Origin of the sequence: Chryseobacterium balustinum, assembly GCF_900168205.1 — a bacterium.
GTDB lineage: Bacteria > Bacteroidota > Bacteroidia > Flavobacteriales > Weeksellaceae > Chryseobacterium > Chryseobacterium balustinum.
The window spans coordinates 53,078-78,882 of sequence record NZ_FUZE01000019.1; the positions used below are offsets into that span (position 1 = coordinate 53,078).

General features: G+C 34.9%; 21 protein-coding genes. 3 read left to right on the top strand and 18 right to left on the bottom strand.

What is annotated here, in order from left to right; translation table 11 throughout:
- Positions 1 to 2: 2 nt before the first annotated feature.
- On the top strand, positions 3 to 719 hold the full coding sequence (locus B5X64_RS17310) for an MBL fold metallo-hydrolase (protein ID WP_079466433.1): 717 nt from the start codon (positions 3 to 5) through the stop codon (positions 717 to 719).
- Between the two features lie 12 nt (positions 720 to 731).
- On the opposite strand, the gene B5X64_RS17315 is transcribed toward B5X64_RS17310, so the two are convergent.
- The 3 genes from B5X64_RS17315 to B5X64_RS17325 are packed head-to-tail and all read right to left on the bottom strand — an operon-like array spanning position 732 to position 3,205.
- On the bottom strand, positions 732 to 2,009 hold the full coding sequence (locus B5X64_RS17315) for a sensor histidine kinase (protein WP_079466434.1): 1,278 nt from the start codon (positions 2,007 to 2,009) through the stop codon (positions 732 to 734).
- Positions 2,006 to 2,683 (bottom strand): response regulator transcription factor, encoded by a 678-nt coding sequence (locus tag B5X64_RS17320; RefSeq protein WP_079466435.1) that lies wholly within the window; start codon positions 2,681 to 2,683, stop codon positions 2,006 to 2,008. Before B5X64_RS17320 ends, B5X64_RS17315 begins: the two co-directional genes overlap by 4 nt.
- A 39-nt stretch (positions 2,684 to 2,722) precedes the next feature.
- Positions 2,723 to 3,205 (bottom strand): hypothetical protein, encoded by a 483-nt coding sequence (locus tag B5X64_RS17325; protein ID WP_079466436.1) that lies wholly within the window; start codon positions 3,203 to 3,205, stop codon positions 2,723 to 2,725.
- A 128-nt stretch (positions 3,206 to 3,333) separates the two neighbouring features.
- On the opposite strand from B5X64_RS17325, the gene B5X64_RS17330 reads away from it, so the two are divergent.
- Positions 3,334 to 4,512 carry a DUF4861 family protein gene (locus B5X64_RS17330; RefSeq protein ID WP_079466437.1) on the top strand — a complete coding sequence of 393 codons (1,179 nt, stop codon included), beginning with the start codon at positions 3,334 to 3,336 and terminating at the stop codon, positions 4,510 to 4,512.
- Positions 4,513 to 4,521: 9 nt separating this feature from the next.
- Complete coding sequence (gene pelA / locus B5X64_RS17335) at positions 4,522 to 5,544, top strand: pectate lyase (RefSeq protein WP_079466438.1); 1,023 nt, start codon at positions 4,522 to 4,524, stop codon at positions 5,542 to 5,544.
- A gap of 169 nt (positions 5,545 to 5,713) precedes the next feature.
- On the opposite strand, the gene B5X64_RS17340 is transcribed toward pelA, so the two are convergent.
- The 15 genes from B5X64_RS17340 to B5X64_RS17410 all read right to left on the bottom strand — a co-directional run bounded on the left by B5X64_RS17340 (position 5,714) and on the right by B5X64_RS17410 (position 25,501).
- Complete coding sequence (locus B5X64_RS17340; protein ID WP_079466439.1) at positions 5,714 to 6,619, bottom strand: alpha/beta hydrolase; 906 nt, start codon at positions 6,617 to 6,619, stop codon at positions 5,714 to 5,716.
- Between the two features lie 42 nt (positions 6,620 to 6,661).
- A complete protein-coding gene (locus B5X64_RS17345; protein WP_079466440.1) occupies positions 6,662 to 7,561 on the bottom strand; it encodes an alpha/beta hydrolase in 900 nt (299 codons plus the stop codon).
- An 81-nt stretch (positions 7,562 to 7,642) separates the two neighbouring features.
- Positions 7,643 to 7,984, bottom strand: a complete 342-nt coding sequence (locus B5X64_RS17350; protein ID WP_079466441.1) for a cupin domain-containing protein — start codon at positions 7,982 to 7,984, stop codon at positions 7,643 to 7,645.
- Positions 7,985 to 8,188: 204 nt separating this feature from the next.
- On the bottom strand, positions 8,189 to 8,926 hold the full coding sequence (locus B5X64_RS17355) for a rhamnogalacturonan acetylesterase (protein ID WP_079466442.1): 738 nt from the start codon (positions 8,924 to 8,926) through the stop codon (positions 8,189 to 8,191).
- Between the two features lie 258 nt (positions 8,927 to 9,184).
- On the bottom strand, positions 9,185 to 10,162 hold the full coding sequence (locus B5X64_RS17360; protein WP_079466443.1) for a pectinesterase family protein: 978 nt from the start codon (positions 10,160 to 10,162) through the stop codon (positions 9,185 to 9,187).
- 208 nt (positions 10,163 to 10,370) lie between these two features.
- Positions 10,371 to 11,273, bottom strand: coding sequence for an alpha/beta hydrolase (locus B5X64_RS17365; protein ID WP_079466467.1), 903 nt, complete (start codon positions 11,271 to 11,273; stop codon positions 10,371 to 10,373).
- Between the two features lie 13 nt (positions 11,274 to 11,286).
- Positions 11,287 to 12,948, bottom strand: a complete 1,662-nt coding sequence (locus B5X64_RS17370; protein WP_079466444.1) for a glycoside hydrolase family 28 protein — start codon at positions 12,946 to 12,948, stop codon at positions 11,287 to 11,289.
- Positions 12,949 to 12,958: 10 nt separating this feature from the next.
- On the bottom strand, positions 12,959 to 13,786 hold the full coding sequence (locus B5X64_RS17375) for a rhamnogalacturonan acetylesterase (RefSeq protein ID WP_079466445.1): 828 nt from the start codon (positions 13,784 to 13,786) through the stop codon (positions 12,959 to 12,961).
- Between the two features lie 82 nt (positions 13,787 to 13,868).
- Positions 13,869 to 15,512 (bottom strand): glycoside hydrolase family 43 protein, encoded by a 1,644-nt coding sequence (locus B5X64_RS17380; protein WP_079466446.1) that lies wholly within the window; start codon positions 15,510 to 15,512, stop codon positions 13,869 to 13,871.
- Between the two features lie 124 nt (positions 15,513 to 15,636).
- Positions 15,637 to 16,896 carry a glycoside hydrolase family 88/105 protein gene (locus B5X64_RS17385; protein WP_079466468.1) on the bottom strand — a complete coding sequence of 420 codons (1,260 nt, stop codon included), beginning with the start codon at positions 16,894 to 16,896 and terminating at the stop codon, positions 15,637 to 15,639.
- 12 nt (positions 16,897 to 16,908) lie between these two features.
- Positions 16,909 to 17,913 (bottom strand): DUF4861 family protein, encoded by a 1,005-nt coding sequence (locus B5X64_RS17390; RefSeq protein WP_079466447.1) that lies wholly within the window; start codon positions 17,911 to 17,913, stop codon positions 16,909 to 16,911.
- A gap of 48 nt (positions 17,914 to 17,961) precedes the next feature.
- Positions 17,962 to 19,380, bottom strand: a complete 1,419-nt coding sequence (locus tag B5X64_RS17395) for a pectate lyase family protein (protein ID WP_079466448.1) — start codon at positions 19,378 to 19,380, stop codon at positions 17,962 to 17,964.
- A gap of 171 nt (positions 19,381 to 19,551) precedes the next feature.
- Positions 19,552 to 20,574, bottom strand: a complete 1,023-nt coding sequence (locus B5X64_RS17400) for a pectinesterase family protein (protein ID WP_079466449.1) — start codon at positions 20,572 to 20,574, stop codon at positions 19,552 to 19,554.
- A gap of 96 nt (positions 20,575 to 20,670) precedes the next feature.
- Positions 20,671 to 22,494, bottom strand: coding sequence for a RagB/SusD family nutrient uptake outer membrane protein (locus tag B5X64_RS17405; protein ID WP_079466469.1), 1,824 nt, complete (start codon positions 22,492 to 22,494; stop codon positions 20,671 to 20,673).
- 10 nt (positions 22,495 to 22,504) lie between these two features.
- On the bottom strand, positions 22,505 to 25,501 hold the full coding sequence (locus B5X64_RS17410; protein WP_079466450.1) for a SusC/RagA family TonB-linked outer membrane protein: 2,997 nt from the start codon (positions 25,499 to 25,501) through the stop codon (positions 22,505 to 22,507).
- Positions 25,502 to 25,805 lie beyond the last annotated feature (304 nt).

Here is a 25,805-nt window from a genome sequence, read left to right on the forward strand (position 1 = left end):
TTATGAAAGTGATAGCATTGAAAGAAGGAAATTTTTCTGTAAACCAAGAAAAAGAATTTGTGTTTCTGGATGAATCTTCAAAAGGGATAAAAATGAGCATTCAGTCGTTTCTGATCATGACCGAAACTGAAAATATTCTTTTGGACGCCGGTTTGGGCTGGCTTGAAAATAATCAGCCTAAAATTGTTGCCAATCTTTTAGTACAAGAAATTGAGCCATTTCAGATCAATAAAATATTACTTTCACATTTACATAAAGACCATATTTCAGGTTTGGTCAATACTTTTACCGAAGAGTGGAGTTTGAATTTTCCTGATGCTACAATTTATATTCAAAAAAGAGAATATGAATTTGCTTTAAGTAAAAAAGACAGTTTATCGTTTGATTTTGAAATTCTTGATTTCGTCATTAAAAATGCTAAAATTATCTGGATGAATGAAGATTCCGGAAATATTTCAAATGAAATCATATTTCAGGTTACCGGTGGGCATACACCTTATCATCAGGTTTTCTGGATAAAAGATCAAAATGAAATTTATTTTTACGGTGCAGACAATCTTCCGCAATCAGGTTATTTAAAATATCATGTGGCTTACAAAACTGATTTTGATGGTAAAACTGCCAAAGATCAGCGCATTGATTGGGAACGTCTAGCAAAAAAAGAGCATTGGAAAATTCTTTTGTATCATGATTTAGAAAAATCTATTTTAGAATTTTAGTTTAAATTAATTCTAAAAACTGACTTGGAACTCATGCATTCCATTTTTAAAATCATAAGAAACCGAAAAATCATACAATTCAGCAATCGCCTGTACAATCGCTAATCCCAAACCGCTTCCTGACTGATGATGTTCAGATTTTTGAAATCGTGTAAATATTTTTTCGGGGTGTAAAGAATTTTCAATTCCTGTGTTTTTAACGATTAATTTTTTAGCATTAATCTGCACTTCCACCTTTCCGGATTTTATATTATGGAAAATTGCATTTCGCAGTAAATTGGAAACGATAATATTAATCAATGCGGCATCGGCTTTTACCAAAAGTTCGCTGTTTTCAGAAAAACTGATCTCAACTTCTTTAAATTCAGCAATATCCTGAAGATCTTCTATATTTTTTTGAACAATATCATTGACTTTAATTTCCTGATTATCAAAAAACTGTTTGTTTTCAATTTTTGTAAGCAGAAGAAGAGATTTGTTGAGACGAACTAATCTCTCAATAATTTCCATGATCTCAGCAATCTTTTCAGCCTGATTTTCTGTGAAATTTTCTTTTTCAATTAGCAGTTCAAGCTTGCCAATGGCAATCGCCAAAGGAGTCTGAAGTTCGTGAGAAGCATTCCCAATAAATTCTTTTTGTTGCTCATAGCTTTTTTCGCTGTATTGCAAAAGGGTAGTGACGGCATCCTGCAAATCACTGAATTCTTTGGTTTTCGTTTCAACTTTCGGAAAGCTTTTGCTGATTCCTAAACGGTAATTTTTCAGTTCATTCAAAAGTTCATAAAATGGCTTCCAAAGTCTTTGTAATACCAAATTATTAATTATCAAAATGCTGAAAATCAAAAGAACATACAACCCGGCGGCATCCCAAAGCAATTCTTTTACGAGATCATCTTCTTCAACCATATTATTGAAGATTTTCAGCTCATAAAAATTTCCATTTTGTTCAAAAACAGTGGTCAAAACTCTTACAGGTTCTAATTCTGGAGCTTCATCATCGGCATCTTGTGCATAGATTTCTGTGTCTTCATAAGTGTCTTTAAAACTGAGAGCTTTTTCTTCGCTTATTTTATTAACGGAAAAAAAACCTTCATCAAAAGTTTTCTGCTGCAAAATGGTAGGATCTTTTTCTGCTTTAAAAACGATTTGTCTTTTATAGTTTTCAAGCTCTTCATCTACACTTCCTTTGATTTCATCGAGCATATTAAAATAAAAAATCACTGACCATAAACTTACGATCAGCAAAAGATAGGTCATCAGATGAAGAATAGATTTATTGAGAAGTTTCATTTTTCTATCAATTTGTAGCCGATTCCGTAAACAGCCTCGATCTCAATTTCGGCGTTCGATTGCTGTAGTTTTTTCCTTAAATTTTTAATCTGATAATAAATAAAATCAAAATTATCTGCCTGATCAATGTGATCTCCCCAAACATGCTCTGCTAAAGCTGTTTTGGTAACCAACCGTTTTTTATTAAGCAAGAAAAAATGAAGAATATCAAACTCTTTTCGGTTAAGTGTAATACGTTCTCCATCTACAGAAAAACTTCGTTCCGTAAGATCCAGTTCGATATTGGCAATCTCAATACTGTTTTTGCCATCCTGGTTTTTTCTGCGCAGAACGGCTTTTATTCTGGCGTTGAGTTCGGCATTGTGAAAAGGTTTAGTTAAATAATCATCAGCTCCGAGTTCCAATCCTGTAAGTTTATCTTCAAGAGAATCTTTTGCAGAAATAATGATGACATTTTCAGATTTATCCATGTCTTTAAGCTGCTGAAGAAGTTGCAAACCATTTCCACCAGGAAGCATAATATCCAGCAAAATACAGTCGTACGTGTACAAAGCAATCTTTTCACTTGCAGATTGATAATTTTCTGCAGTCTCAATAAGAAACTGCTCCTGAATCAAAGAATCATGAATAGATTTTAAAAGTTCTTTTTCGTCTTCTATAACAAGGATTTTCATGTAGCAAATGTAAAGAATGATTCTGGAAAGAGTTGGGAATTATACTTTTTTTAGATTTTCTAAATACAACTTCAGCTCATTTTGTTTCTGCGTTCCAATCAAAATTTTTTTCTCATTATTAAAAATAATTTGTAAGCCCTGATTACCTCTTACATTGTAAGCTTTTCCAGTTCCAAAAAGACCTAGGCGTATTCCCCAACCGCCATATTCTCCTAATGGCGAATATTTTCTGACATAAGCTTTTGTAATATTCCTCCAGGGATAATGTCTGAATGTAATTTGAAACGGAAAAAATCGCACAGAAATTCCATGCTCGTCAATTTTGGTTTCCAGCCTAATAACAAGAAATAAAATGATGACAAGAATTGGGATAAGAATTGATATTGCTAATTCAAGTGTAGAAAAATACTGTCGGTCTTCAATAAAATTATAAATTGTATAGATCATTACTGCGGAAAGTAACAACCAAAGCCACCATTGAGTAAATCTTTGCTTTTCGGTAAATTCAAATTTGTTTTCCATGTTTTTGAAGAAAATCTAATTTACAAAATTTGAAGAGATTAAAAATCATTTTAAGAAACTTTTAAGGAGAATCATGATTTGTGTTCAGCGATTTATTTTTACTTTTGAGAAAATAACATTTCATGTCTATGAATAAAATTTCAATAACCGGATTAAGTTGTGCAATCGTTTGCATGGCTGCGAATTTCATGAATGCGCAGACATCAATTCAGGTTAAAAATACTCAGGATTTCGCTCGAAATGAAATAGTTTCTCTTTCAATTAGCCAGTTGAAGGGGTTTTTAGGGAAAAATAAAGCAAAAGATTTGAGAATTAAAGATGCTCAAAATAATTATGTGACCATTCAGTGGATCGATAACGATGGAGATGGAAAAAATGATGAGGTTCTTTTTCAGGCAAATATAGATGCAAAAAAGACGAATTCTTACAAGATAGTTGCTGATTCAAAAACAACGATTCCTGAAAGTAAACTGACGACTTACTCAAGATTAGTTCCAGAAAGAGTTGACGATTATACTTGGGAAAATGATAAAATTGCATTTAGAGTTTACGGTCCAAAAGGTCAGGCTGAAGCTTTGGCGGGAGTAAAAGGAAGTACACTTTCAAGTGGAGTTGATATTTGGTTTAAAAGAACCGAAAAATCTGTAATTAACGAATGGTACAAAGGTTATTTGACTGATCCGATGTATTATCACAAAGATACGAGAGGAGAAGGCTACGATCCCTATCATGTTGGAGACAGCCGTGGTACGGGAGGAATTGGGATTTGGAAAGATGAAAAACTTCAGGTTTCTCAAAATTTCATAAGCTCTAAAACGATTACAGAAGGTCCACTGAGGACTGTTTTTGAATTAACTTACGCTCCGTGGAGTGAGTTTGGAGTGAAAGAGACGAAAAGAATTTCTCTTGATCTAGGTTCCAATTTTTCTAAATTTGAATCAATTTTTGAAACCGAAAAACCTGCTCCCAATTATACAATCGGAATTAGTCTTCATAAAAATGAAGGTGAATCAAAATTGAATGATAAAGACGGATACTATCTTCACTGGGAAAAAATAGATGACGCTTTTGTTGGTGAAGGAATTGTTGTTAATCCTAAAATTTTAGAAAAGTCGGTTGCTTTTAAATCTGAAACTCCAGATCAGAGTAATTTGCTGGTTATTACAAAACCTCAGAAAAAATTGACCTATTATGCAGGTTTTGCATGGCAGAAAAGCGGACAGATTCAAACTCAGAAAGATTGGGAGAATATTTTGCTGAAGCAATCTAAAATTGTAGCCAATCCATTAATTATTACCGTTAAATAAAGTTGAATAATGATTAAATTAAAACTTTCAGTTGCCGTTTTTTGTTTGGCATTTTCAGGAATTTCGGCGCAGGTAAAAGATACTTTGGCGGAAAAAATGATGATTTATCAGCTTCCAAACGGAGGTTGGGGAAAACATAACAGCGATAAAAAAAATGTAGATTATACTGCAAAAATAGATTCGAAACTATTGAAAATTATCAAAGCGAATGACAATGATCTCGCAACCATAGATAACAATGCTACATCAAAGGAAATTAATGGATTGATAAAAGCTTACAGCACAACAAAAAATCCTGCATATCTGAAATCAGCAGAGAAAGGAATTCAATATTTGCTTTCGATGCAATATCAGAATGGAGGTTTTCCACAATATTTTCCAAACGCTGCGATTTACAGAAAACAGGTGACCTACAACGATAATGCAATGATCAACGTTTTGACGGTTTTGTATAATATTTCTGAAGGGAAAGAAGGTTTTGATGCGGTTGATTTTAAATTAAAAGAGAAATCTAAAGAGGCATTACAAAAAGGGATTCAATGTATTTTGAAAACTCAGGTTATGCAAAACGGTAAACTTTCGATTTGGGCAGATCAATACAACGAAGTTTCTCTAAAACCTGAAAAAGCAAGAGCTTTTGAACCAATGTCATTGGCAAGTGGAGAATCGGTAAACATTGTGAAATTTCTAATGATGCAAACTATAACTCCGGAGATTGAAAAATCAATTAAATCGGCAATACAATGGTTTAAAGAAAGTAAAATTGACGGTTATACTTACAATGTTTCCAGAGAAAGTGGAAATGCTGTTCGTGTTTTATCTAAAAAAGAAGGTTCGGCAGTTTGGGCAAGATTTTATGATATTCCTACCAATAAACCTGTTTTTGGTGACCGTGATGGAAGTGTAAAATTCAATTATGAAGACGTTTCCGAAGAACGTAGAATGGGCTACAGCTGGTACAATGAAGCCGGAACGAAGTTGATTGAAAATGATTTTCCGAAGTGGCTGAAGAAGAATAAAATTTCTCAATAATAAACTAAGCCTCATAGGTGTATAAAACCTATGAGGCTTTTTTGATTTTACTCCAATTGACTACTTTATTTCTGCTTGTTGAGATTCATACGGAATGACAAACATACTGTTAAAAGCTTATGAAAAATTAAAATATGTCTTTGCGTTTAACATTTTACTCATTACATATTTACTTATTACCCAAATTCCCAAGCCAGTCTGCGCAAATCTTTTTCCAGTTATCCGTCAGTTCAGTTTTGTTGGATATTCCGATATTATGTTCGCCTTGAGGAAAAATAAACAGGGCGCCTTTCACTTTATTTTTAATCATCGCTTCATAATACAAAATACTGTTGATTACAGGAACAGCATTGTCATTTTGGGCATGAAATAAAATTGTTGGCGGTGTTTTTTCTGTCACCCTATTTTGTATTGAATATTCTTTTATTTTTTCTGCGGAAGCATTTTCTCCCAACAAATTGTCACGGCTTCCTTTATGAGCAAATTTACCCAAATCAATGACTGGAGAAACTAAAATTGTAAAATTCGGAATAGTGCTATAATTTTCCCAATTACCTTTTAATTCTGTGTAATCAGTGGAAGTATTACTTACCATTGCAGCTAAATGTCCACCTGCAGAAGTTCCTAAAACACCAATTTGGTCAGAAGAAATTCCGTATTTTGCTGCATTTTTTCTGATTAACTTTATTGCAGCCTGAATATCCTGTAACGGACCGATTTCTCTTTGTTTTAAATCTGGAGAAGTTGGCAAACGGTAATTCAGAACAAAAGCTGAAATTCCTAAAGTATTGAGCCATTTAGCATAAGAGTATCCTCCAAAATCGTAGGTTAAATGTCTGTAACCACCACCAGGAATGATGATGATTGCCATTGGTTTTCTTTCTTCTTTTGCAGGTAAAAAAGCAAACAACTCAGCCTCCTGAATTTGAGTGATTCTACCTTCTTTTTCTTCAATAATGTTTAATTTTAAACCTTTAGAATTTGGCATTTCTCCTTTTTGCCAAACCGTAATTTTCTGTTGAGCTGAAATTTGAATTCCAAGAAAAATGATTAATATGAAGGTGAAATTTTTCATTGTTTAAAAATTAAAAGTTAGAAATGTATTACTGATTACCAATTACTTATTATTTATTGTTTCAAGCCAATCTGCGCACAATTTTTTCCAGTTCTCGCTCAGCTCATTTTTATCCGTAACAAAAAAACGATGACCGCCTTTAGGAAAAATAAATAAAGAACCTTTCACTTTATTTTTCGTCATGGCTTTGTAATATAAAATGCTATTCATTGGAGGAACTGCCGTATCATCCTGATTGTGAAATAAAATTGTTGGCGGTGTTTTTTCTGTTACCCTATTTTGCATGGAATATTCTCTGATTTTTTCCTCTGAAGCATTTTCTCCAAGCAAGCTGTTTCGGCTTCCTTTGTGTGCAAATTCTCCTAAATCAATGACCGGACAAAACAAAATGGCAAAGTCAGGAATAGTAGAAATATCTGCTAAATCGTCTTTTAATCCGGTAAAATCTGTACTGATGTTACTGACCGAAGTTGCTAAATGTCCACCTGCAGAAGTTCCAACAACACCGACTTGGTTGGGCGAAATTCCCCATTGAACTGCATTTTTTCTAATATATTTGATAGCAGCTTGAGCGTCCTGAAGCGGAGCAATTTCTCTTTGAATTAAATCTGTAGAAGTTGGTAATCTGTAGTTTAAAACAAAAGCCGAAATTCCCAAAGTATTCATCCATTTTGCGATTTGAAAAGCGCCTTCATCGTAAGTGAGTTTCGAATAGCCACCACCAGGAATAATGATGACCGACTTTTGATTTCTCTCTTTTATTGGAGGTAAGAAAGCAAACAATTCAGGCTCTTTCAGTTCTGCTAAAGTTTTTTTCTTCTTGGTTTTAGATGCCAAAATTTTGGAATTGGGCATTTCGCCTTGTGGCCAGAACATGAGCTTTTCCTGAGCGGGAATTTGTGAAAAAAGAAAAAGAATGAAGAGAAAAAAGGTTTTTTTCATGACTTTAATTTTTTACTTTAAAGTGTATTTAGAAAAAACCTCACAGGTTTTTAAAACCTGTGAGGTTTGATTATTAGTAATTTAATCTTTCAGAAAATCCTCTCTGAATGGAGTGAAAGAATCAATCAATTGTCCGGCTTCCAAACATTTTACACCATGAAAAATATTCGGTTGGGCAAAAAAACCGTCCCCTTGTTGTAGGATTTTGGTTTCACCATCAACGGTTACTTCAAATTTTCCTGATGCTACATAGGTGATTTGTGAATGAAAATGCTGATGTAAAGTTCCGATTGCATCTTTTTCAAATTTAACAATGACCATCATTACTTGGGAGTTGTAGCCTACAAATTGTCTGGAAACTCCACCTCCTAAATCTTCCCATTCAGAATTGCCGTCGAAAAATGGTTCTTTTTTGAAATTCATTTTTTTTGATTTTTATTTTAGTAAGTAAAAGCCTACATTCATTTTGTCATTCCGCAGGAACCTAGACTTAGAATTTAACAGTTGGATAGCTTAGATTCTACGCTTCACTTCGTTTCGCTCTGAATGACAAATTGACTGTTTACTTTTTTCTCTCGCAGATTAAACGGATTACGCAGATTTTAAAGTTTTTAATCTGTAAGAGAATTATTTTATATATTTTTCCAAACCGGTTTTTAAATCTTTCAAAGATTTTACAGCTAGTTTTGCTACAGTTTCGGCACCCAATTTTGATAAATGGGTGTCGTCTGCTTTATCTTTTGCATAGTAAGAATTTTCACCTGCTTTAAAATGAAGATGCAGCAGCTTTGATTTTTCCGGGCCGTAAGAAATTTCCATTTGTTCGGTCAGTAATTGCATATCTACAAAAGCTACTTTCATATCATTTGCCACCATTCTTACCACCAAAGGATAATCGGTGTGAGTGTCTATTAAAACCCCATTTTCATTAAAATTTCTTCTTGTAATTGAAGTCATTAAAATTGGCGTTGCACCTTTTGCTCTGGTTTCGTTCACATATCTTTCCAAATTGGCTCTGTATTGAGTGTAAGGATTGGTAAATTTTGTAGAATCTTTAAGTTTCTGATCATTATGACCAAACTGAATCACCACAAAATCACCTTTTTTAAGCTGTTTTTCCACTTTATCCCATCTTCCCTCGGTTCTGAAACTTTTAGAACTTCTTCCATTCATCGCATGATTCTGAATTTCAATTCCGTTGGTCATGAATTGTCCTAAAACCTGTCCCCATCCATGTTCAGGATTTTTATCTGGGTTTTCTTTGTTGGCCATTGTAGAATCGCCAATCAGAAATAAGGTTGGTTTTTTCTGAGCTAAAACGATTGTTGAAATTACAACGCTTAGAATTAAAAGTATTTTTTTCATTTTAATTATTTTTTTATTTAAGTTCTTTTGTCTTAAAACAAAAGAACCAAAAGTTCAAGACTTGGAAACTTCCGCTAAAAATTTAAATTAAATCCTAAAATTTCCAAAACTCGTGCGGATTCAATTTTTCTTTTGTTTTCATAATTTTTTGCCGCACTCAAACAGTGGAAATTTTTTAACGGATTGAATTTAAATTTTCTTAACGCTCCATTTTCTTATGTCATTTTATTATGGTAACAATTAATTACTCATTACCAATTATTTATTATTAATATTGGGGTTCCAGTCTCCGAAAATATTTTTGATTGTATATTTTTTCATTTCTTTTTTTGTCAACTGATGAGACCATGCAACACGATTTTCCGTTTTTCCACCTTCACCTTTGCTTCCAAATTCTGCGTAATAAGCAGTTTTGTCTTTATCGGGAAACATTTTGTCACCTTTCCAGGGATTCCAACCTTCGGGAAGAATGTGATTTCCCATTTCGGTATTGATGAAAACTGTTTTTGCATACGGTCGCCAAGGCCTTCCTAAAAATACTTTTGTAATGCCTTCTTTTGCAATTAATTTACAGTCGAAAAATACATAACCAAATTCTTTACTTTGGTCTGTTGAAGCAGCAGTGATGTAAGAATTGGCCAAACTTTTAATCGTACAGTTTTTGAAAACAACGGTTGCCGAACCAAATAGGAAATCGGTTGTTCCTTCGATATAACAGTTTTCATAAAATTGTCTGCTGTGATTTCCGCCTGTATAAACGGTATCCTGGCAACCTAATATTTTAGAATTTTTAATGCTGAAACGGTCACCTTCTACATGAAGAACAACGGCTTGTCCCTGATTACAAGAACTATTTTGAATCGTTATGTCAGAAATTTTAATATCATCCGACATTATCAAAAGCGTGTACGAATTGAAGGTTGTCATTTTCTCATTCAAAGCATCGGTTTTTCCGGAGTAATCATCGTTGGTGATGATGGTGTTTTCTTTGTTTTCGCCTTGTAAAGTGATTTTATGTTTTGAAGAGGGAATGACTATTTTTTCATGATATGTTCCTGCTTTTATTTTAACCAGAGCTTCACCCGGACCCAAATCTCTGATTGAAGTTATCGCTTTCTGAATGGAGGTAAATTGCCCGCTTCCGTCTTGTGCAACGGTGATTGTTGTGTAAGGTTCATTTCCTGCCAATAAAAAATTGGTGATGGAAATGAAGAGTATTAAAAGTAGTTTTTTCATAAAATATCTTTATGATTGATTCTGAATTTTTAAAACGCAAAGGTTTAATTTATAATCTTTAAACTTTAAGGAGCAAAGCTTGCGACAAGTCGCTGATGAAGCTTGAAAAAAAACGTTCGCTTAAAATCAATTTATTGATTATCCTTTGCTCCTAAATATTTTCAATAAATAATAAATCTTTGCGTTTTAATTTGCCTAAACCTAAACCTTATTTCAACGTTTTATCTAAAAAATCCACAGTCAGATTCAAAGTTTCAGTGAACCAGGGTTCTGCAGACCAAAAGGAATGCGGAGTGTCTTTTATTTCGTGATATTCGGTAAAGATATTATGACTTTTTAGAATCTTCATCATATCGTCTCTTCCTGCATGAAATCGAGGCTGAGAAGAATTGATGAATAGAGTAGGAGGTGTATTTTTACCAACAAATTCTAGAGGTGAAGCTTCTGTCCAGTTCTTTAAATTCACATTTCTGTCACCGTCTAACCAAAAGGCTGCATAAGTGCTTTCTTCAGCTTCAGGATGAATAAACGATACAATTCCGTCTACATTAACGATTGCCTGAATTTTATTTTTAGTTTTTACCCCCACTAAAGTTGCGATTTGCGCGCCTGCAGATTCTCCTAAAACTGCGATTTTTTTTGTGTCTAAAGAATAGTTCTTTTTATTTTTCTTTAAATATTTAATGGCATTTTCTACATCATCAATTGCTGCGGGATACTTTGCCACTTCACTTAACCGGTAACCGACTGCAATGGCAACATAACCTTTTGAAGCCAATTCCTGAGCCATATATTTTTCGTTTTCCTTACTTCCTGAAATCCAACCGCCACCGTGAACCAATGCAATTCCGGGATATTTTTTAGATTTATCGAGAGGATAATAAATATCTGCTTTTAAAGATAATCCGTTGATGTTGGCATACTCCACATCTTTATCGATCCCGATGTTTGCCGGAATTGGCCTGTTCAACGGAGTAATAAACGGATGTTTCTTTTTCAGTTTTTCATAAGTTGCCTCGTTTGTGTAAGGAGTAGCATTCGGCTTTGTCTGGCCGAATGCTTTTGCTCCTACAAAAAAAACAAAAAGAAAATATAGTTTGTGAAAACTCATATTAAAATGAAAATTATTTAACTGCGTTTTTTGCAACCTCTTTCGAAATTTGCAATTGGTCGCCTTTTACATCTTTCGGCAGTTTTACCGCTGATGTTTTGCTTCCTAAAACCTTAATCGTTGGTTTTTGAGAAGATTCTAACTGAAGGGTAGACAGATCCACATTTTTACTGTTGTAAACAACGGCTCCGGTTCCTTCACTGTATTTAAGCTTTACATTTTTCAATGTAATTCCGTCTGCATCTACGATGGTTAATGCTTTTTTAGTATCAAACTGAGAATCTTCAATGACAATATTTTTGATATTCATTTCAGCTAAACCATTGATGGTAATCGCTTCGTAAGAATTAACCGCATTGATGTTTTTAAAATAAATATTTCTGAAAATTGGTGTTTCCTCAGTTACCGGGAATGTTTTTTCAGGAGCTTTATTTCCTTCCTCTTTTTGCCCGTCTTCCAAAACTGGAGAAGCTCCTTCGTAGAACATATTAAACCCGATCGTTTGAGTTGGAATATTGATCATATCGATGTTTTTTACATAAATGTTTTCAACGACACCACCTCTTCCACGAGTTGTTTTGAAACGAAGACCGATATCAGTTCCAATAAATGTACAATCTGAAACATGAATATTTCTCGCACCACCAGACATTTCGCTTCCGATCACAAAACCTCCGTGACCATGATAAACCACATTATTTTTGATGATTACATTTTCTGTTGGCATTCCTCTTTTTCTCCCGTCTTCATTTTTTCCTGATTTAATGCAGATTGCATCGTCACCTACATCAAAAGTATTGTCGTAGATCAAAACATTTTTGCAAGATTCTAAATCTACACCGTCACCATTTTGAGAATACCAAGGATTTCTTACCGTAAGATTTCTTAAAATTAAGTTTGAAGTCATTAATGGATGAAGATTCCAAGCTGGAGAGTTTTGGAAAGTCGGTCCGTCTAAAAGAACCTGATCACAACCTACGATGCTTACCATTACCGGACGAAGGAAATCTTTTACAGATTCCAGTTCAGATTTTGAAATTTTATCAGGAACATTGAAGCTTGAGCTGCTTTCAAATCCTTTTTTATAGCTTTCTGAAGGATACCAGTTTTTGCCGTCTTTAGAAAGAATTCCACCTGAAGCTACGATTTCTTTCCATTGAGATTCTGCCATTTTACTTTTTTTAATAGCTCTCCACGCATCACCGCTTCCATCAATTACCCCTTTTCCTGTAATCGCAATATTTTTGGCATTTTTTGCTGAAATCGGAGACTGGCAACGAATGGTATTTAAACCTTCAAAGCTTACATCTACCAAAGGATAATCGTTTTTATCTTTACTGAAAACTACAAATGCACCTTCCTCGATATGAAGATTGATGTTACTCTGCAAAACAATGGGTCCCGTCAACCACATTCCTCTTGGAACAACCAGTTTACCGCCGCCTTTTTTTACCAAAGCGTCGATTGCTTTTTTGAAAGCTTCTGTATTTTTTACATTTCCACCTGCAATACCTCCAAAGTCTTTGATGGAAACTGTATTGGCTGGAAAAGAAGTTTCCGTCACCTGCGGCATTTTAAACTCAATATTATTGTAAATATCTAAATTTTGCGCATAGATTTGTCCCGAAAACATCATCGCTGCAACAAGACCAATTATTTTGAATGACTTCTTCATTATTTCTTTATTATTTAGTTTTAATTATATTTTTAAATTCTGTGAACACCATCTGTGCGACCACTTTTGCTCCGTCCGGCTGAAAGTGTGTGTTGTCTTTCTGACCTTTGGGATACGCTTCATAAACTCCTTCCGGAAGATTCATAAAGTAATGACTGCTCACATAATCCTGACCTTTTTTGGTGAAAAAATCCATCGATAGTTTGTTTAAATCGATATACGGAATCTTCATTTCTTTCGCAATATCAATCGGAGCCTGCCAATATTCACCATGAACGTTTTCTAATTTTCCATCTTTCCAAGGGTAATTTCTCGCAACCGGAGTTACAATAATTGGTTTACCTCCTTTTTGAATAGTTTGAGTGACAAATAATCTTAAAAATTCTTTGTAGCCTTCGATATTTACATAACGTTCTGTATGTTTTTCTGAACCATCATTGTGACCAAATTGCATAATCACATAATCGTTGGGTTGCAGATGTTCATAAACATATCGCCATCTTCCTTCCTGAAAAAATGTTCTCGTACTTCTTCCGCCATGTGCTCTGTCAATGATTTTCACCGAATCTTTTAATGCTGAAAAACCTTTCAAACTGTCTTTTACAAAAAACGGCTGAAAAACCTGTCCCCATCCTGTAATAGGATAACGGACTTTCATATAATCTTTTCCGGGCTCGTAATCTCCAGTGTAATCTGCCATTGTAGAATCGCCGATGAGGTAAATATGAGTAACCTTTTTATTAATTTTATTTTTGGCTACGACATTTTGCGACTGACAGGAAGAAAGAAGAAATACTGCAGCTAAAAAGGAAATGATATGATTAAATGTTTTGTTCATTTTAAAGTTTTTATCTATCACAGATGAAACAGATTGTGCATGTTTTTTTTAAATTATCTGCGAAATCAGTGAGAGTAAAAAATTAATTTTTTGTTATTCTGAAATACTCAAAATCTGCATAGCCACCACGGTTCGCTTTCTGTGTGCTTATAGAATATAATCCCACCTTAGCACCAATCCATTTTCCTGGTTTTGCCTGAAACGGTTCACCAACTTTTATGAAATTCTTCCCGTTTTCACTGTAGCTGAAGGTGCAAATTCCGTTGGGTTCGTTGACGTTAACTTTAAAATAAGCTTCGTTACTTTTTAATTTAGCTTCAAACAAAACTTTTTCTTCACCACCTTTTTCAGCCTTTTCGGCTTTTCTCAACTGAACATAATATCCGTCAGTTTTATTGGTGATAACGATCGATGCGTGATCCATTCCCATTACTAAAAGTCCTGCAGTTTTTCCTTCTTTGGCATCTTCCGGAGTTAATTTAACTTTAGTGGAAGCCACAAAATTCGGAGCCGGGAATTTTTGAGTCAAAAGATTCGGAACATTCCAAAGGTTTTTATCATTTTCACCCATTTTCATGGAGAATAATCTCAGGAATTTTTGTCCGGGAAGTTTGGATGACCAAACGATGTTTTCGTTGGCGCTCCATTGCCACTGTAAACCTAATTTTTCACTATCAAATTCATCCGTTTCAGGAGGTGTTACGATAGGATACGTTTTACCAACGTTAGGTTTTTTATAAGTAAGAACAGGCTCTCCGATTCCGTTTTTATCGTTGTCGATTCCCATTACAGGCCAATCTTTTTCCCACTTCATCGGTTGAAGATGCACGATCCTTCCACCTGCATCCACATCCTGAAAATGATAGAACCAATCTTCACCTGAAGGATTGTCAACCCAAGCTCCCTGATGAGGTCCGTTTATTTTTGTTTTCCCCTGTTCGAGAACTGTTTTCTCTTCGTAAGGACCATAAATATTTTTTGATCTTAAAACCAATTGCCAACCTGTAGCAACTCCACCTGCAGGAGCAAAAATATAGTAATAACCGTTTCTTTTGTACATTTTTGGACCTTCAACGGTTGGATGAGCATCATGTCCGTCAAAAATGTGAACGCCTTTATCTAAAACTTTCGTTCCTTCAGTATTCATTTTATTGATGGAAAGCAAACTTTTTACTCCGGCACGGCTTCCTGCCCAGCCATGAACCAAATAGGCTTGACCATCTTCGTCCCAGAAAGGACAAGAATCAATTAAACCTTTTCCTTCCATGACCAAAACGGGGTCTTCCCATTTTCCAAGTGGATCTTTGGTTTTTACCATATAAATTCCGAAATCGGGGTCGCCCCAATAAATATAGAATTCACCTTGATGAAAACGGATTGCAGGAGCCCAAACTCCGTCACCTCTTTTGGGAGTGCTGAAATTTTTTGCGGGTAAAACGTCAGGCAAAGCATAGTTGACCAATTTCCAGTTGACCATATCTTTTGAATGAAGAATTGGTAATCCCGGAGCTTCATTGAAACTTGAAGCGGTCATATAATAATCATCACCCACACGAGTAACGTCCGGATCTGAATAATCTGCGTATAAAATCGGGTTTCTGTAGTTTTTTCCCTGATCGGCAGTCCAGACTTCTGAAACATATTGCTTTTCCTGAGCATTCAAATAAGTTGAAGCAATAGAAAATGCGGTTATTGAAAGTATATTTAAAATATTTTTTGTCTTCATGAAATTCAAATTCATTGATTAAATGTAGTTATCCACAATTGGCTATTTCAATGTTAGTAACTTTTTAAAAAAAAATGATTTTTTTATTTTGCTACGTTTTTTGAAATGACAATGCAATAACCATTTATTTTTCAAATTCTAAACTTGCCAAAATGAATGGTCCTGTTCCTTTTCCGTCATTAGAACGGATCTCTTCATTTACATAATATTCATAAGAACCATCTCTGTAAGGTTTTCCTCCTAGGCCGGCAACAGCACAACATTTATTTAAATTAACAACACCATTTTCATCAACTGTAATAAGGTTTTTGATGATTCCGTCGTAGCCTTTTTTAGCCGCAGCTTTGTATGATTTTGGAAGATAACCTTTGTTTACAGATTTAATCATCGTGTAGACAAACATTGCTGAAGCGGTTGCTTCTTCGTAATTACCGTTTGCCAAAGGCTTATCTAAAACCTGGTACCAAAGCCCAGATTTTTTATCCTGATATTTGATAACCGCATCAGAGTAAGATTTAATGTAAGAAATCAGTTTTGCTCTTCCAGGATGGTTTTCTGGTAAATAATCTAGCACATCTACCATTGCCATTCCGTACCAACCCATCGCTCTTCCCCAGAAATTTGGAGAAAGCCCTGTTTCTTTATTTGCCCAAGCTTGTTCTTTACTTTCGTCCCAAGCATGATAAAGCAATCCTGTTTTTTTGTCTAAAAGATTGTTTTGTACAGATTCAAACTGCAAAATAATATCATTATACGCTTTGTCTGCTTCGGAGCCTTTCACAAAATCTTTTGTGTAATGTGTATAGAAAGGCATTCCCATATACAAACCATCTAGCCAAACTTGATAAGGATAGATTTTCTTATGCCAAAAAGACCCTTCTTTAGTTCTTGGTTGTCCATCGATTTGTAAACGAAGCGTTTGAAGCGCTTTCAGGTATTTGTCTTTTTTCTCTTTTTCGTACAGATAAAGTAATACGTTCCCGCTATTCAACATATCGATATTGTATTTTTCGATATCGTAGGTAAGAATGGTACCGTCTTCTTTGATCAGTTTTTCTCCGAATTCACTGATGTAATCGTAATATTGCTTTTTACCTGTTTTAATATAAAGCTGTTCGGCACCATCCAAAACGATTGCTGAAGGATACGTCCATTTCGGGCTTTTGCTGAAATCTAGCATCCAAGCTTCAGGAAATCTCTGCATTTCGGAAAGCATCATTCTTTCAGACCATTTTAGGTTGGTTGGAACTACTTTTCCTGACTGCGAAGTTTCTTTTGCTGGTTTTGATGCGACTGCCGTTTTTGTTTGAGCACAAGCTAAGAACATTCCCGATCCTAAAACTGCAACTGCGTATATTTTTAATTTTTGATTAATAAAACTCATTGTCATTCAATTTTAAAGTTGATTGTTATTATCTAAAATATCTAATTTTTTATCTAAATCTTTATAGAATTCTTCTTCAGTTTTCAAACCATTTGGCTCTTGCGACCAGGCTCCCATAAAGTAATAAGAAACATTTTTTGTCTTCTTGAAAACGACGATATGTGTAGATTTTGCTTTCACATATTTATCAAAACTTTCGATAGGGTAGAATACCACCATCCCAAGATTGTCGTCTTTTTTTGCTAAAGTCTGCGTTCCGTAAGTAGCAATGTAGCCCCATTTTTTATTTTTGCTGATTCCCTGTTTCATCGGGATATCTTTAAAAGCAACAATTCCTGTACATAAACCTGAAAGCGTTTGATCTAAACTTAAATCAACTTTTACAAAACGGTCTTTGTTGAAAATTGTTAGTTTCGATTGAAGATCAACTGCTTTTCCCCATGTTTTCCAGCCTTTGTAATCGATGGTTGCGAAAGATTTATCATTTTCATTAAAAACTTTTACGGTCGTGCTTTTTACGGTTTTAAAAGTTTCCACAAAATCATTCTGCTCATCATATCTTCCGTAAGAACCGACTCCGATGGTACGACCCGATTTCAAAATATCCTGTCCCCAAGGTGCATCATGGTGATACGTTTCAAAACCATCCTGACCGACTTCAGGCAAAACCAAAGTATTGACTTTTTTACCGAAAATATCTGTGGCATTTCTCCAGTCAAGATACAATCTGTAGCCGATTTGATTGTTTTCTAAACCAATTCCTTCGTATCGGATGTAGTAAGAATGGTCGGTATGTTCAGCGGGAAGTGTTAGTTCATTAACGTTTTTAAAAGTTCCGCCGATGTATTCGTTACCCTGCCATTTTCCGCCTTCTTTTACAGATAATTCAGCATAAGAAAATGGAGCTTTTGGGTTTTTACGAATTTTTTCGATCACGTTTTTCTGTGCGAAAGATGAACCGGCCGCGAAAACGGCTCCCGTTAATATGATTTTGAATACGTTTAATTTTACTGACATAATACTTTCGTTTTAGATAACCATTTACTTAAAAAGTTCAGTGACTTTCTACTGTTTATCGGTTATTTTTTTTACAAGGTCATTGATGTAAACCTCAATATTATCATAATTTTTATGTAAATCTTTTCCGTTGGCATTTGCTGTTTTCGGGTCTAGATTATTTTTGATTTCCCATTCATCGGGCATTCCGTCGTTGTCTGAATCTAAAAGAACTTTTCCTTGTTTTAAATCTGGAAACCCTCCGACATCATTTTGAGAATCGATGATTCCATTTTTACTTCCAAGCGAGCCAGTGTAGGTGAAAGTTCCATTTTTTATCTCTTTTAAAATTCTTAAATCTACCGCATCTCTCACTAAGCTTGCACCTCCGATTTTTAATGTTTTTTCGTAAGCTTCTTCTGCAGAATGTGTTGTTACACTATTCTGAATATCGTGAGGCTGATTGATTTTAATTGCATTTTTATCAGCATCAGTCAGATTGTAAGCAGGTTTCATTTGATTAAAAACACCTAAATTCCAATTGTCAGCGGTAACATCGGGATTTCCTTCGGAAACATTTCCGTTGATGTAGTATTTTCCCCAAATATTGTAAACTTCGGTTTCTGGTTTTTCATTTTTATCGATGGCTACAATTCTTTTCTTGTTCATCGATGCAGGACCGGGTTTGTAGTAATTATTAACCATATTTACATTCATTCCTTCACCACCATAGACATTGTTGTGTCCCCAGTTGTAAATTACATTATTTCTGAAATCGGTCAAATCGGTCAAAGCAAATTTACTTCCGGCATATTCTCCCAATCTCGGGTTTCTGCTGTCGTGGTTGGCGTAAATATTATGATGAAAAGAAGCGAATTTTCCACCGGCGATTCCGCCATATCCGTGAGCCCCTTTTTGGTGGGCAGAATTTCTTAAACTTTCTGCGATCAAACACCATTGAAGAGTGGTGTTTTCATTCACATAAATTGAAACCGTTTCATCAGTTGACCAACTCATCGAACAATGATCGACGATTAGATTTTTTATAAATCTCGCACCCAAAGCGTCACCTTCATATTTTTTCTTGTCACCCATTCTGAATCTCATATAACGGATGATGACATTATCTGTCGCAACAAAAGTTTCGTAGTTGGCAATGGTAATTCCGTCGCCGGGAGCGGTTTGTCCGGCAATGGTAACGTTGCCTTCTTTTATTCTTAACGGAGATTCCAAATAAATGGTTCCGGCAGTTTTAAAAATAATATATCTCGGTCCTTTTTGTTCTAAAACATATCTTAAAGTTCCTTCTGAACCGTCATCCGTCAATTTAGTGACGAATAAAACTTTTCCGCCTCTTCCTCCGGTTGTGAATCTTCCGAAACCTTCTGCACCAGGGAAACTCAAAGTTTTCTCCTGAGCCGAAACAGATAAAGCAAGCATCATGAGAATGCCTGTGGTAAAGATTTTATGTTTTAGACTGAATTTCATTTAAAATAATTAAAACTTTATTTCATTGAATTTTTAAATATGATAGATTGACAGGTCGCTCCTACGGAGCTTCGTTTTTTTTACATTTATTTTTTCTATTAACAGCGAATCCCGATGGGATCAATTACAACTTCAAAAGAAGAGGATTTAATTTTTATCGAAAAAAATAATTTATTTAAAACTTTTTGTAAAGTTCCAGTTGTCTTTTCCTTTCAAAATATTTTTTGCTGAATATTTTTTAGCCTGCTCTTTCGTTAGCTGATGAGACCAGGGAACTCTTTTCGATGGATCTGCTCCAGCTCCTGTTGAATTATATTCAGCATAGAAAGTGATCTTTTCAGCTTCAGGTTTAGACCAATTGTGCCAACCTTCTTTTTTCATTGTGGAATCGATTGCACAACTGATGTAAACAGTTTTTGCAAAAGGTCTCCAAGGTCTTCCCAAATATACTGAATTTGATGCAGCATTTCCTGTTAAGTTACAGTTAATAAACACAAAACCAAATTGATTACCTTGTGGAGTAGAAGCTGCAGTTACATACGAAGCGTTGTTTTTGGAATAAATAGTACAGTTTTCAAAAACCGCAGTTCCGGCTCCGAAAATATAATCGGTTGTACCTTCAATGTAGCAGTTTTTAAAATAATTTCTTGAAACTTTAGACTGGTCTTGCAAATCCTGCGCGCCTTTTAAATATAGAGTGTCCTGAAATCCAAGAAATTTGCAATTTTCAAAAGCAATTTTATCCCCCGTTGTTAAAACGGCAACGGCTTGTCCAACTGGTCCTGCATCGTTTTGAAAAGTGATATTTTTAGCTGAAAAATTATCAGAAAAAATAAATAGTGTTGAGGAACCAGTTGTTCCAATATTTTTACCTTCTGCGTTTGGTTTTGAAGCAAAATCACCATAAACCAAAATAGTGTTTTCCGCATTTTCTCCAATTAAACTCATCGCGCTTTTTGTAGCGGGAATCGTAATTTTTTCTCTATAAGTTCCGGGTTTTATAATAATTTTTGTTCTTACGGATGTTCCATCTTCAACAGCGTCAATTGCCTGTTGAATAGTCGTGAAATTTCCTTTTCCGTCTTTCGAAACTATGATGGTTCTATCATCATTAGCCTTGAAAGAAAGAAGACTGATCAAAACGAGTGAAAAAATAAAGAAGAACTTAGAATTTTTTAAACCTGAAACCTGCATATTCCTGAACTTTTTTCTTGAAGAAAAGTACAGACCTTCTCCCGAAAAAGGAGGAAGTCTGTACTGAAAATTAATTAATATGAATGTATATTTTTACTAATAACCATAATCTTGGGTAAGATTATAATTAGAGTTTACAACGTCTAATGCTAATGGTAATAGCTCTTTCCTGTTAGGCTGGAAATAATAAGCATAACTCTTGATAGGATCTCCACTGATATATGGCTGAGTCATTGCTAATCTCCAATTTACTTTTGTATAACCTGATGGTGTAGCAACAGACTGATTTGGACTGTAGAAAATGTCTGCTTTTGCAACTCCTGCAGTTGTATAGAAATCAATGTCTAATACATTTTGTTGAGCAGTTTTTGTTGGAACATAGGTTGGCTTTTTGTAGAAAATATATTCAGGAACGTTTGCATAAGCTCCGGTACCATTCATAAACTGGGTAAGCTTAGCTCTTGTTTCATTAATTTTAGTTTCTAATAAATTCCAACGGATAAGATCGTATTTTCTTAATCCTTCGCCCCCAAATTCAAGCTGTCTTTCTTTTACGATATAATCGAAGAAAGCTGCTTTACCAGTTGGAATCGTTCCTACCTGACCTAAATTACCTGCATAAGCTCTTTGTCTTACTGCCATCACTGCATTTACAGCATCAGCAGATGGGCCACCGTGTAATTCGTTATCAGCTTCTGCAAACATTAATAAGATATCTGAATATCTTAGCATTGGCCAGTCGATTCCTAAATTTTGAGAAGTTCCTGTAATTGAGGTCCAAGATTTTCTAAATTTACCATCATTCCAGTTGATAGAAGTCTGAAGCTCTTCCTGTTTTGTAGTACTTACTCTATAAATGGCGATGTTAACATCTCTTCTCAGATCATATTTTGTAAATTCATAAAAATAAACAGGAATTGCACTGATCCCACCTGAAGATTTCCAATCGGTATCATCATGTCTTAAACCGTTATAGTAACCGATTTTACTGTCTGTTCTTGAGTTTCCTCCGAAAGCTCCGATCGCATAGATCACCTCATTCGTAGCATCCTGAGAATTGGTATGCAATGATCTGAATAATCCTTCATAGCTAGGATTAAGCTGATGCTGAGCAGAATTGATAATGTCTTTACACTCATCATAAGCGATCTGGTAATATTTCTGAGGATTAGACCCCTGCATCATTAGTTGAGGATTTCTTCTTAATGAATATCCTGCTCTTGCTAAAGCAATTCTCGCTCTTAAACCTTTAACAGCACCTTTTGAAATTCTTTGTGCAGTAGTTCCTCCTTCAGATCTCCAAGGGACAAGACTTTCTGCTTTAAGTAGGTCATCAAGAATTTTATCGTAAATAACATCTCTGTCTGTTTTTGCAAGATACAAATCAGGAAGATCAGAAGATGGCACATCTTGAAAAGGTACATCTCCCCAGTTTTTTATAAGATCATAGTAGAACTGTGCTCTCAATGTTAAAGCCTCTCCCAAATATCTGTTCATTAACGTCTTATCTGCTGCTGAACCAGTTTGCATCACTGGTGAAAGCGGAATATTTTTAATGACAAGATTAGCTCTTTCAATTCCAGCATAGGTATCTAAGAAAGGTCTTAATAGCTCGGTATTGGTAGGAATAGCACCGAAGCAGCTAATTCCTCTTCTGTCATTCGCATTATAATCGCCAGAAGTTCTTAAGTCGTCTCCTGATTGGGTAAGGATTAAGTTCATTCTCTGACCATAGGTATTGTCGCCCATAGAAGCGTTATAAACGCCTACCAAAGCAGAAAAAGTATCTGGTGCAGAATCAAATTGTTGTTTTTCGGCTGTATTAGATAAGCTTTCTACATCCAGATAATCATCACAAGAGTTTAAAGATATGACTCCTGCAACAGCAAATAGTATTGTTAAAAATTTATTCTTCTTCATAATATTAGGTTTAAAAAGTGATGTCAACTCCTGATAAGATAAATCTGCTTCTTGGGTAAGCAGCATAATCTACACCAGGTGTTAAAGGATTTCTTCGGGTATTAGCTTCTGGGTCATATCCTGAATAACCAGTAATGGTAAAGACATTATTCATTGTGAAATATAATCTGAAGTTTGAAAGACCAAGCTGTTTAGTAAATTCTTTTCCAAGAGAATACCCTAGAGTTACGTTGTTTAGTCTTAGGAAAGATCCGTCTTCAATAGCATACGAGTGTAAGAAATAAGCACCTGCAGGTGGAGTCCATCCTGTTGTATTGGCATTTAGAGCCGCTAACTGAGTAGGATCATTTACTTTTTCTCCGGCATCATTAAACCATCTAAATCTGTCGGCTACTTCAGCTAGCATGTTATTATCTTTGTATAGATATTGTGTTGAATATTCGATTTTGTTAGCGTTGTACACTTTATTTCCAACAGAGAAGTTGAACATTAAGCTCATATCCCAGTTTTTGTAGCGGAAATTCTGGCTAAAACCACCATAGAATTTAGGTTGAGCATTTCCTAGGTCGGTCATATCTTTATTATCAATAATACCGTCACCGTTTAAGTCTTGAAGTTTAAGATCTCCAGGTTGTATTAGTTTTGCTCCGTTTGCAGCAGCAGCAGAACTTGGAATACCCGCTTTTAACGTATAAATCTGCGTTGCTGGATTATAATCAAAATCACTTACTTCATATCTACCCGCTGTTTGATATCCCCAAAAAGTACCTACCGGCTTACCAACTTGTACTAAGAAGTCATTCAAGCTGTTTTGCCAACCTGAAGGGTATAGATAAGAAAAAGAACTTGGAGATGCATTATTCCCTAAACTTTTAATGGTGTTTTTGTTTGATGAAATATTCGCATCCATTTTCCAAGTGAAGTTCTCTTTGTTGATAATCGTACTTCCTATAGAGAATTCAATACCTTTATTCGTTGTACTTCCAGAGTTTTGATATTGATATTCGTAACCTCTGTCTTTAGGAATTTGAGCTAAAAGTAATAAGTCTTTGGTATCAGTTTGATAAACATCTAAAGTACCATACACTTTTCCTTTAAATAAGCCAAAATCTAAACCTAGGTTTTTAGAAGCAGATTTTTCCCAAGTAACATTTTTGTTTGCTAAGATGTTACCTGTTGTAGCCCCTGGAGTTACATTAGTTCCAAAAGCATATCCATAATCAGATGACGTTGTAAAGAAAGTATCGTATAAGAAAGATCCGATCCTGTTATTTCCAGAAAGACCGTATCCTGCACGAAGTTTTAATTCGCTGATGGTTTGGCTTTCTTTTAAGAAATTTTCTTCAGTAATTTTCCAAGCGGCAGAAGCTGCAGGGAAATATCCCCATTGATTTCCAGCTCCAAAAACACTTGAGCCATCCGCTCTCATAGAAGCTGTAAGGATGTATTTATTTTTGAAGATATAGTTGGCTCTACCAAAAAATGATGCCAATCGGTCAGGGTTTCTTCCTGCTTTAGGAGCATCTTGTACCAACCCACCTGGAGGAGAAGCTGACTGAATGTTAGCAAATGCTTCTTCAGCACTTATAGATTTTGGAAACCATTTGATAGTCATTCCTAATGATTCTCCATCTGTTTTTACGATTTCCTGTCCTACTAATAGATCTAATTTGTGACTTCCAAATGTTTTTCTATAATTTAAAGTATTAGTATTGGTGATTCTTCTCGTTTGAGATTTGTTTAAAACAACCACAGGTTGATCATTATTCTGTCTTGCCACCGAAGTTATGGCTCCCGAAAACTGATTAATATACTCATCTCTCTGTAAATATCCGATAACACTCCTGAAAGTAAAGTCTTTACTTATTTTGTATTCCAATGTTCCATTGAGCAATAGATCATTTCTTCCATTTTCTTTAATCTCATTGTTCGCTAAAAGAATAGGATTTACAAGATTGGTTTCATTTGCAAATAAAGGATCAAAATCATCAACGTTTACGTTAGATCCTCCTTCAAATGGTTGATACCTTACTGCATTCCTTAGTCGGTTGGTACTTTGTGATCCTGTAGATGAGGTTCCTGTTCCGAAGATGGTTTGTCTGCTGTATCTTGTATTTAAAGTAAAGTTTAATTTCTTCGAAATATCATAATCATATTTGAAGTTGAGCATGCTTCTTTTAAAACCAGACCCGATCATGATCCCATCTTCCTCTACATTATTCAAAGATAATGCGAAAGATGAATTATCAGACCCTCCGGTGACAGCAAGGTTATGGGTGAAGTTAAATGCTTCTCTTCCAAAAACCTCGTCTTGCCAGTCTCTTTTTTGCACGTCTTTGTATTTGCTTAACTGGTCGTAAGTGCCATATCTTACCTTGAAAGCATCAATATCCGTCTGAACTCCACCTTTATTATACACTTCATATTGATACAGCACATATTGATACGGATCTAATACATCGATCGTATTTTGAATTTTTCTTACTCCTAAAAAACCATTATAGTTAATTGATGTTTTTGCTCTTTTACGACCTCCTTTTGTGGTGATCATAACAACACCGTTAGCTCCTCTGGCTCCGTAAATATTGGTAGAAGATGCGTCTTTTAAAACTTCAATAGATTCAATTTCTTTTGGTGATAAAATAGATAGTGCATTATCCATTTGAACTCCATCTACAATGTAAAGTGGGGCATTACTTCCTGTAATGGAATTTCCTCCTCTGATTACAATGTCTACATCGGCTCCGGGTGAACCTTCGCTTAATGAAACCTGTACTCCCGCCATTCTTCCCTGAATAGCTTCAGCAGCACTGGTTGATGGCATATCTTTGATTGCTTCAGCCTTTACAGAAGATACGGAGTTAGTAACATCTTTTTTAGAAACTTTAGTATATCCTACCAAGACAACTTCGTCAATCTTGGTTTCTTTTTCCTGAGCCATACCAAGTACGGGAAGAAGGAAAACAGTTAAATATAACCACTTTATTGATTGTACCTTTTTATCCATTTATTGTATCCTTATATAGTTTAATGTGTGGTGGGAGAAGTCAAACAACTTCTCTGTTTTTTTTGTGGATTTCTAAGTATTCTGTTCGTAGGAATATTTTAATGATATACGCTTTTCTGAGTGCAATCGATTGCGTAATTATTTTTAATAAAATATCTTGGCTTCTAAACTAATATTATTTTTCATTACGCAAAGAAAAAAATGTTATTTTTTTATTAATTTGACTGTTTAATTTGTTAATAAATACAAAAATTCGAATTTGTATAACGGTGTAATTGATTGATTATCAATTTTTTGTTTTGGT

What these genes read in the sequence shown, in the direction of transcription:
- B5X64_RS17390 (WP_079466447.1), bottom strand. Translation starts at nt 17,913, where the DNA reads ATGTCAGTAAAATTAAACGTATTCAAAATCATATTAACGGGAGCCGTT.
- B5X64_RS17325 (WP_079466436.1), bottom strand. Translation starts at nt 3,205, where the DNA reads ATGGAAAACAAATTTGAATTTACCGAAAAGCAAAGATTTACTCAATGG.
- B5X64_RS17340 (WP_079466439.1), bottom strand. Translation starts at nt 6,619, where the DNA reads ATGAAAAATTTCACCTTCATATTAATCATTTTTCTTGGAATTCAAATT.
- B5X64_RS17375 (WP_079466445.1), bottom strand. Translation starts at nt 13,786, where the DNA reads ATGAACAAAACATTTAATCATATCATTTCCTTTTTAGCTGCAGTATTT.
- B5X64_RS17350 (WP_079466441.1), bottom strand. Translation starts at nt 7,984, where the DNA reads ATGAATTTCAAAAAAGAACCATTTTTCGACGGCAATTCTGAATGGGAA.
- B5X64_RS17395 (WP_079466448.1), bottom strand. Translation starts at nt 19,380, where the DNA reads ATGAAATTCAGTCTAAAACATAAAATCTTTACCACAGGCATTCTCATG.
- B5X64_RS17330 (WP_079466437.1), top strand. Translation starts at nt 3,334, where the DNA reads ATGAATAAAATTTCAATAACCGGATTAAGTTGTGCAATCGTTTGCATG.
- B5X64_RS17385 (WP_079466468.1), bottom strand. Translation starts at nt 16,896, where the DNA reads ATGAGTTTTATTAATCAAAAATTAAAAATATACGCAGTTGCAGTTTTA.
- B5X64_RS17355 (WP_079466442.1), bottom strand. Translation starts at nt 8,926, where the DNA reads ATGAAAAAAATACTTTTAATTCTAAGCGTTGTAATTTCAACAATCGTT.
- pelA (WP_079466438.1), top strand. Translation starts at nt 4,522, where the DNA reads ATGATTAAATTAAAACTTTCAGTTGCCGTTTTTTGTTTGGCATTTTCA.
- B5X64_RS17365 (WP_079466467.1), bottom strand. Translation starts at nt 11,273, where the DNA reads ATGAGTTTTCACAAACTATATTTTCTTTTTGTTTTTTTTGTAGGAGCA.
- B5X64_RS17360 (WP_079466443.1), bottom strand. Translation starts at nt 10,162, where the DNA reads ATGAAAAAACTACTTTTAATACTCTTCATTTCCATCACCAATTTTTTA.
- B5X64_RS17320 (WP_079466435.1), bottom strand. Translation starts at nt 2,683, where the DNA reads ATGAAAATCCTTGTTATAGAAGACGAAAAAGAACTTTTAAAATCTATT.
- B5X64_RS17315 (WP_079466434.1), bottom strand. Translation starts at nt 2,009, where the DNA reads ATGAAACTTCTCAATAAATCTATTCTTCATCTGATGACCTATCTTTTG.
- B5X64_RS17310 (WP_079466433.1), top strand. Translation starts at nt 3, where the DNA reads ATGAAAGTGATAGCATTGAAAGAAGGAAATTTTTCTGTAAACCAAGAA.
- B5X64_RS17380 (WP_079466446.1), bottom strand. Translation starts at nt 15,512, where the DNA reads ATGAAGACAAAAAATATTTTAAATATACTTTCAATAACCGCATTTTCT.
- B5X64_RS17405 (WP_079466469.1), bottom strand. Translation starts at nt 22,494, where the DNA reads ATGAAGAAGAATAAATTTTTAACAATACTATTTGCTGTTGCAGGAGTC.
- B5X64_RS17400 (WP_079466449.1), bottom strand. Translation starts at nt 20,574, where the DNA reads ATGCAGGTTTCAGGTTTAAAAAATTCTAAGTTCTTCTTTATTTTTTCA.
- B5X64_RS17345 (WP_079466440.1), bottom strand. Translation starts at nt 7,561, where the DNA reads ATGAAAAAAACCTTTTTTCTCTTCATTCTTTTTCTTTTTTCACAAATT.
- B5X64_RS17370 (WP_079466444.1), bottom strand. Translation starts at nt 12,948, where the DNA reads ATGAAGAAGTCATTCAAAATAATTGGTCTTGTTGCAGCGATGATGTTT.
- B5X64_RS17410 (WP_079466450.1), bottom strand. Translation starts at nt 25,501, where the DNA reads ATGGATAAAAAGGTACAATCAATAAAGTGGTTATATTTAACTGTTTTC.